Here is an 8,889-nt window from a genome sequence, read left to right on the forward strand (position 1 = left end):
GCAAGCTCACCTGTTACGGCATTCTTAAATTCCCTAAATTCTGTTTTTAGTTCTGCTAAAAGAAGGTCTTTTAGCTTCTCCGTAATTTTATCGATATCCATCTTTTCCCACCTTTTGGAATCTTACCCAATATTTTAGCATTTTCCAACCATAAATCAATAGTATGTATGGATTTTCTTCCACAAACCAATCATAACCTGTGCCACTTATAAGTTCAAGGTTTACTCTTACCACTTTGTTAACTCTAACTTTTACTATATTTTGATTGCTATCCATTGTATAAGAAAGACAGCTACCATTACCTATAAGAATTGACAAAAAGGCAATAATACTAGCAAATTTCCACATCTGAAAACCCTTTAGCAAAGCCTAAACTATTTTGGTCTTTTTGCTTGTTTCCTTCAATCATTTTAATCTCTTCTTCTGTTAGGTTGTAGAGTTTGTATACAAGCTGGTCTATCTGTCTTTCAAGCTCTTTTACTTGCTCTTGTTTTTGGTGGTTTGTTTCATAATCTTGTGATTGAGTAATAGAAAGGATTTGGTCTACAAGCTTTTCTATTTCTTTTACTAAGGCTTGGTTCTGGGGGGTTATAGGGGGTAAGGGTAGTTGTTCTAAGAATGCTTTTTTATATCTGTATCCTTCCTCACCTAATCCACCACCTGCATAGAAAGTCCTGAAAAAGAATGTTGCAGGTTTGGAGTTCAGAATTCCCAAGATGTATTTTAGATTCTCACCAGTCATCAAAAATGCAGTTGCCTCACAGTAAATCATAGTATCATCATATGCAAAGGATGGTTCTCTAACTATTTCTTGCCACACAATCTTTTCCTTTTCAAATTCCTTTAAGTATTCATCTGTTGGATTATTATCAAGTTCAAGCCAATGATGTTGTCCAGGATAATCCCTATTTATTTGCTTTCCTGACCTCGTATAACGACACTGACCTCTGTTTTTTAGTTCTTGTTCATATCTTGATAGATGTTCAACTACTGCTGGGTATAAATGAGCTTCTTTATAAAATCCAAACTTTGCTAAAATCACCCACAACCCCGCCCACTTATACCTCCACCTTTCAATATCCCTTCCTCTCAAAACCGGCTTTATTATCTCCTCTGTTCTTTTTCTTTCCTCCTCAGTCTTACAGTTTGCTAAAATTTTGTTTCTTGTCTCCGTGTCTATTATAAAGGCATCGTTAAAGCCTGTTTTAATACCAAAGTAAATCTTTACATCCCAATCTTTCAAAGGTTTTCCTATTTGTTCTATTTTTTCTTTTAGGGCTAAAACATTTTCATTTCCAAGAGTCCAAGCTTTGTCTGAGAGTTTGTTTTGTAGTATACTTTTCCAGTTTTGGTTTATGTATTCTATAGGTTTTTTTGTGTCTGATGGCACCACAGCATAATACAATGTCCAGTCTTTTGGTGGTTTTTGTTTTCTAAATAGCACTATACATGTATCTACCGTTTGGGCAAAAACTCTGTAGCCTCCAAAGTCTACAAGCTTTATAAGTGTGGTATTTTCTTTTAAAAATTTTCTTAACTTTTCTCCATATTTTGCTCTTATCCATTTGTTGCTGACTATATAGCTTAATACTCCTTTCTCTTTTAATAGGTTATAGCCTTTTTCAAAAAAGTAAACATACAAGTCAGCTGTTCCTGTAAAGGTTTTATATCCTTTTGTTTTTAATATTGGTTTTAAATCTTTTATTCTCTCTTGTCTTACATATGGCGGGTTTCCTATCACTATATCAAAGCCATCATTTAATCCAAACATCCACTGGGGGTCAAACCAGTCTGCTTTTGCGGTTTGTGAAAAAATATCAAAGTTTATAATCTTTTCTACATCATTAGTTGACCATCCAGAGCTTAATAAAAGCTCTCCTATTCTTTGTTTTATCTTTTTTGCTTTTTCTTCTATTCTTTTCTTTTCCATATATGTTTTTATTCTGAAAAATTTATTATACAGATTACTTAACTCTTTATTTAGTTGTTGGACTTCCAGCGGTAATAAACTGCCTTGTTTTGGTTTGTCCAATCCTATCAAGGTGTTTGCACACACAAACTTTGTTTCAAGGTGTGGTAGTGGTTTTATTCCAAAGTTTTCCTTGCTTTTATCTACTTTTTGGTCTATTATCAAGCTTAGGAAAAATCTTAATTTACTTATCTGTATGGCTATTGGTTGTATATCTACTCCGTAGATGGAGTTTTCAATTACATAGAGTTTTCTTGCATAGTCTGGGTATTTTAGAGATTCATCAAAGTTTTCGTTAACTTCTTTTAGCAGTTTTTCTCTCTCTTCTTTGTCATCCATATTTAACACATTCTTAACTTCGTCAAGTGCTTTGTTGTATTGGATTTCATACCAGAGTTTATTTTCTGGGTCTATTTTGCTTAGTATGTAAACGAGTTTATGGACGATGCCCATTGGAAATGCACCTGAACCTACCGCAGGGTCAATTATTTTTATACTGTCTATGGCTTTGAGTAAAGTATTCTTTTCTTCTTCTGTTAGTCCTGCATCTTTTTCGTTATAGCTTACTATATCTCTTAACTTATCTTCTGGAATGTTTGTGTTTGTTTTGAGATATTCAACCAAAGATTCTTCAACCATAAAATCCACTATTTCTTTTGGAGTGTAGTATGAGCCTGTGGCTTTTCTTGCTGTTGTTTGTGTTTCTGGGTTGTAAGATGCCAAAAGGTTTTCAAAGATGTGTCCAAGTAGTTCTGGGTCAAGAGAAACTTCAATATCTATAGGTGAAGACTCATCAGCTGTAAAGTTGTAGTCTTTTAGTATGTTTATAAGTCCTCTTACTTTTGCTTTCCTTTTCTCTCCATAAAAATCACTTAGGTCTTCTTCTCTTTCATCGCCAAAAAAGAGAAAATCTGGAAGTTTTGCCCTTTTGTCTTCTCTTCTTGAAAAGCCATCTATATAGTTTTTGTCTTCATCTAAACATTCAAAAAGTCCACCGTTTACAAAAGGCACTTCTTCGAAAATCTTTAAAAACTCCTTTTCCGATATCAAAAGTTTATCTTTGTATCTATAGAGAGTTTTTACACCAAAGTCTGTCCTATTTTCTAAAAAACTTCCATCTTTTGCAAAAGCTCTATCTTTTGGATATCTGTTTAGTGTAGCAAAAAACAGGTTTTGGAGAATAGCGTTGTAGTAGCAATCAGATTTTTTAAAATCCTTTACCGTTTTTTCCAAGAAATTTTCATCAAAGATAGACTGCGGAATAAGTTTTTTTTCTTTCAAAAACCATACAAAAATAAGCCTTGCAAGAAGTCTAATTAAGTTTTCTTCGGTAATTCCGGATGGAAATTTAGAGTGTTTCAAAGCCCATGCAAACCAATCCTGTATTTCTTTATAAAACTCATCTGTAAGTGGTCGAGTGGAGAATGCTTCTATTATGCCTGAAAGAGTTGTAAAATCACCTTCTGTGATATTTTTTATAAAGGTTCTGTAAGTTTTTCCTTTTTCTACAAAGTAAGTGTATCTTTTGAAATGGCTAAACTCTGTTTTTCCTACCGTATAAACTTTCTTTACCAAAGAAAATCTAAAATTTTTATTCTTATCATAAAACACAAAAAGACCTGCATGTGTTTGTAAATCTTTTCTAAGAATACTCTTTGCAAGGTCAAATTGAAGTTTCTTACTGGACCTTTCTGATAACTCTCCAAGTGTTTCTATCGCGTATACTTTTAGCAGTTTTTCATCTTTTAGTTTTACTTCAGCTATTTCGTAAGCATTAGGAAACTTATCATAGAATTTTTCATCAATATCGTTCATAATGCTTGTTTTGGTTTGATTTATATAACCTTCTAAATCTTTAAATTTCTTTTCAACTACATTTTTTAGATTATCAATAGAAAAGTTTTTCACTAATTCTTCGAGTAGTTCTTCCATCTTACAGCCTCCTATGTTTTTATGTTTTCTACCGCTATTACCACTGATTCTTCTTGGTCTAAGATATCTTTGTTTATTTTGTCTAAAAAGTCTTCTCCTATTTCTTGTTTTATCTCTTCAAGTGAAGAGATTATCTTTTCTGTATTCTTTCCTATGTATTTTTCTATGTTGGATATTCTTTTGATGATGTACTGGGAAAGTGTTCTGTAGGTTATTAAGTCTTTGATGAGTGCATCTATAAATAACTTATAGGGTTCAATCTCCTGTTTTTTTGAGTCTTTTATAAGTGTTAATGTTCTTATGGCTGATTCAATGGAATCCTTAGGCTTTCCTCCTCTTTCTAAATAAAACTGATTTTTCTCTAAAATCTGGCCGTAATGTTCCCAAGCTTCATCTGTCCATTTTAGTGGTTTTTGGTTTTTGTCCGCTTTTACTTTATCAATCGCTTCTTCAAAGGTTATTATCTTAGGAAATCTTTCGCTGTAATCTTTGTAGCCTATGAATATGTCTTTTCCTTTTTGTATGAAAACTATAAGCTCGTTTTTGTCTGATTCCTTTGCAACCTTTATTCTCTTTGGTAGTTCCTGCAGATGTTTTATTACTTGTGGGTCTTTCTTTTTTATTTCTTCATACTCTTTTCTTACTTTCGTTATAAAGCTTTCTTCTTCTCCTTCATCAGGTAAAGTGTTTAGTTTTTTGTATAGTTTAGATGGCTCTGGTTTTTCATCAGGGCTAAATATCTTTGCATCTTCTCCTAAGACATTGTGTATCATAAACATTTTGGTTTGTGCTATCTGTCTTGATTTTACATAATCCGCTCCTTTTTCGGTTGGAAAGAAGTTTACTATGTATATCTCATCATAGACCTTTTTTCCAATACGGTTTATCCTTCCTACTCTCTGGATAACTCTAACAGGGTTCCAAGGTATATCGTAGTTTATAATCACTCCAGCCATGTTTAGGTTAAATCCTTCTGATAGTCTATCTGTTGTGAGTAGGATATTGTATTTACCGATTTGTGTCATCTTCTTATTTTTAAACTCTTCTTCGTTTTTGTTCTTTAACACAACCTGTGCGTCAAAGTTGTTTGATAGTTCTTGTAGAATGTTATTATTAATGTTGTCAATTACGGTTAAAACTTGGTCTTTAAACTCTTTTTCCAATATAGGTTTGAGATATCTTGCTGTGTCTCTGTATTCTGTAAATATAACTATCTTTCTTCCTTTTTCTATGTAATCCTTTATAACCTTTATCAATTCTTTTACTTTTGGGTCGTCATTTAAGAAGTTTAAATCTTCAATCCTTTCTTTGAAATATTTAAACAGATTTATATCCGATTGGATATCTTGGAGAAACTTATCTTTAAACTTAAAGTTGTTTATATCGTAGATTTTGTAATATTCTGGATTTTTCTTCCCTTCTTTGATTTCTTCTTGATACTTTTTAAGTTCTTCCAGTATTTTTTCTTCATCTTCCTCATCATACAAATCGTCCATCAATTTTCTATCAAGAATAAATTTACCTGTTCTTTTTGCAAAATCTAATGCTGATTGAAAGACTTGTATAAAGTTTTCAAGTGTTTGGTAGAAAGCTCCTACACTACTTTCAAATCTTTTGACTAAAAGCCTTCTCATAAAGTCGTAAAGGTTTTTCTGATATAGGACTAAAAAAGATTCTTCTCCTTTTAGTTTTTTATCTTCTTCCATAGATTCAAGTTCTTCTTCAAAATGCTCCTGTGTAATTCCTTTTTCATATAAACTTGGCACATATGCGGCTCCTTTAAATTTACCGCCCGCTCCTGATGGAGAAAAAGCATGTATTACTTCATCGTAGAAATCGTTCTGCTCATGTGTTAATTCAAAGAAAGCTTCTATTGGGTCTTTGACAACTGGATATTCTATGTGTTCACTATCAGCATAGTATTTTAGGTCTAATCTGTTTCTTCTTATCAAAACTGGTGAAATGATAGATTTTATTTCCTTTGCAAGTCTTTTTGATTCTTGTTCTACCTTTTTAAGTTCATTATCTGTTATTGCTTTTACTTCTTCACCGAATATTTCTTTGTAATACCTTAAAGCTCTTTTTTGACTTTTACCTTTGTGGTTGTGGTATTTTACGATATAAAAGAGTTTGTGAAATAGACTTTTATACCTGTTAAATCTTCTTTCAAGGTCTTCATCATATACGATGGTTGACTTTTTTGGAACTGTAAAGAGTTTCAAAAGTGAGAATATATCCGATGGTCTGTTATTAAACGGTGTTGCTGATAGAAGAATAACCGATTTGCCTCTGCAAATCTCCTTTAAGTAGTGATAACTTACCGTATCTTCATTTCTAAACCTGTGTGCTTCATCTACTATAACCACTTGGATATCCGGATTATTTTTTACATACTCAAAAGCATCTTTAAGTTTTCCAGAAGAGAAAACTTTCCAATCGTGGAGCTTAAAATCTTTTATATACTTTGTCCATCCGTATTTTTCATTATCATCACCTGTTAGGTGTGGTGGTGCGATTACTATGCCCCTTTTTCCTAATGCTTTTGCTATAAGAGATGCAATTACAGTTTTACCTAATCCTACTACATCAGCAATTATAACTCCACTGTGTAGTCCTATTGTAGAAACAGCTTGAGATACAGCGGAAAGTTGATAGTCGTATGCTTTGTAGCCTTTTGATTCAAGGAGTTTTATTAGCTCATCTGTTTTGTATTTTCCTTCGTGGCTCTCAAGGTATGTTTTTAAAATGTAAACATAAGCCATATAAGGAGTGATTTCTCTGAAAAATGTTTTATTTTCTATCACACTTAATACATCTTTTTTATCTATCTCAATTGCTTTATCCCACAGCTCATCAAAGTATTTCTTAGCTTCTTTAAAGCCGTAATCCTTTATCTCTACATTGAATTCATTTTGACTTCTTAATCCAGCTAATGTTAGATTACTACTACCTGTGATAAAAAAACCTTTTAAGACAGTAGGGTCATTCATTGTGAATATATACAGTTTTGAGTGGTTAGGATGTCTTGTCTTTCTTATAATTATCTTCCCTTCTGCCAACAACTTCTTAAAAAACTCTACCTGTTGATAGAATTCCTTCTTATCAAGCTCCTTTGATGTAAAAGCCCTTTCTATTGACTGCAAAAACTCATTTTTTATCTCACTATGATTAATCCTATCTGAGTATTTAGCATATTCGTATATACCATAGTTTGCTGTATCCACATTCAGTCCTACAAGGACCTTTAAAAATTCTTCCTTTAGTTTTCCTTTATCATCCAAATCCTTTAAAGTTTCATACAAAGCATGTATTCCAGAAAAGTAAAAAAATCCAACCAAAAAGTTAAGTTCACTACTATACTGGATAAGTTCTTTTAGTCTTTTTTCTAAGTTTTTCTCATCATCGTTTGTTATAAACACATTGTTCTCCTATTGCTCTTGGTTTTTGCTTAGAAATTAGGTACAGAAAAACCTAATCATAGATTTCAAATTGTATCATATGATTAAGTTTTTCCGTCCACCCGTTATCTCTACTACTCCCTATCCATAAGGACTCAGGAGATACTTTGTAGATAAAGTCTATTAACTTTACCTTCACCGGATTACATAACTTAATAAAAACTACCTTTAAGTTTTCATAAAATCCCAATACTTTCTGTTTTAAACCTACCCTTAAAATATTCAAAGCCCCTACTAAATCCGCATGAAATACCTTGTTAACTACAAAATCCTTAAATATGTTACCTTTTCTCTCTCCATTACATAATGTTTTATTATGTGTCTTTTGTATAGTTATCACATCACTAAACGGTGAACTTTTTGATGTGTAAGCTTCATCTACTTCTATAACTTCAATACCTAACTGTCTTGCTTTGTATGTGATTAGGTTTATAAGCTTTCTGTATGGTATGTTTACAAAGTGTTGATTTGTTTTTGAACCTAATTTTATTCCATTTTTACTCTCCATTGCATTTTTACCTATGTATATAATCCTATGTCCTGTTTGATATAAAATATTTACCAATCTTCTTGATATTTTGTGGAAGTTGTTGTGTATCCATCTGTAACGGTATGCGTGTAGTTGTTTTATTTTCACTTTTAGATTTTCTAACTTCTGTATATCTATGTTTATTCCTTTTTTCATTGAGTTTGTTAGCTTGTCTATTTCACTTTGTAATTTACTCTTTTCTTTATTAAACCATTGGTTAAAGGATTTAATTTCTTTCCCAGATACAATAAAACTTTTAAGTTTTGGATTATCACTTACGATACAAATCAATTCATCTAAACCTATATCAATCCCAACTTTGTAATCTCCAATAGGTTGTTGTATTGGCTTGAAGTCTTCATATACTAAATCAACATATAAATCAGTTCTTCATGTAAATATGATATAATCAAATGATATAGTTTTTCAACAAGTTTATAAAAAAATCAGGTTATAAAACAGTCTGTGGTGATAACAATGAAAAAACTACCAATAGGAATACAAACATTTAGCAAAATAATAGAAGAAAATCATTACTATGTAGACAAAACACCTTTTGTAAAAAAACTTGAAAACGGTGGATACTACTTTCTAAGTAGACCAAGAAGATTTGGAAAATCTTTATTTATAGATACACTCAAAGAAGCGTTTAGTGGAAATAAAGAACTGTTTAAAGGTCTGTACCTGTATGATAACTGGGATTGGGATAAAAAACATCCGGTTGTAAGGATAGATTTAAGTAAAGCATCCACTGATTCAGAAGAAAACCTTAGAAAATCAATAAATTCAATACTAAACTCAATAGCTGAAACCTATGAAATTGTTTTAAAAGAAGAACTAATTCAGTTAAAGTTTGAAGAACTAATCAAAAAACTATATGAAAAACACAGCCAAAAAGTGGTAGTCCTGATAGACGAGTACGACAAACCAATACTGGATGTAATAGAAGATACACAAAAAGCAAAAAACAACAGAGAAGTACTCAAAAAATTCTTTGAGAT

At 31.8% G+C, this 8,889-nt stretch carries 4 protein-coding genes and 1 pseudogene; 1 reads left to right on the forward strand and 4 read right to left on the reverse strand.

Annotated features, from left to right (window positions below):
• Positions 1–87 precede the first annotated feature (87 nt).
• The 4 genes and pseudogenes from NE054_RS05785 to NE054_RS05800 all read right to left on the reverse strand — a co-directional run.
• The gene (locus tag NE054_RS05785) at positions 88–348 is read right to left on the reverse strand and encodes a hypothetical protein (protein WP_297889704.1); all 261 of its coding nucleotides are present in this window, start codon (positions 346–348) and stop codon (positions 88–90) included.
• On the reverse strand, positions 332–3,901 hold the full coding sequence (locus NE054_RS05790) for an Eco57I restriction-modification methylase domain-containing protein (protein WP_297889707.1): 3,570 nt from the start codon (positions 3,899–3,901) through the stop codon (positions 332–334). Before NE054_RS05790 ends, NE054_RS05785 begins: the two co-directional genes overlap by 17 nt.
• An 11-nt stretch (positions 3,902–3,912) precedes the next feature.
• Positions 3,913–7,320 (reverse strand): helicase-related protein, encoded by a 3,408-nt coding sequence (locus NE054_RS05795; RefSeq protein WP_297889710.1) that lies wholly within the window; start codon positions 7,318–7,320, stop codon positions 3,913–3,915.
• A gap of 52 nt (positions 7,321–7,372) precedes the next feature.
• Positions 7,373–8,257 (reverse strand): annotated as a pseudogene (locus NE054_RS05800) (transposase); the annotation flags it as partial.
• Between the two features lie 108 nt (positions 8,258–8,365).
• Between NE054_RS05800 and NE054_RS05805 the strand changes: the two are divergent.
• Positions 8,366–8,889 (forward strand): AAA family ATPase (locus tag NE054_RS05805; protein WP_297889713.1); only part of this gene is annotated, 524 nt, incomplete at its 3' end.

Origin of the sequence: Sulfurihydrogenibium sp., assembly GCF_027448985.1 — a bacterium.
Taxonomy (GTDB): domain Bacteria; phylum Aquificota; class Aquificia; order Aquificales; family Hydrogenothermaceae; genus Sulfurihydrogenibium.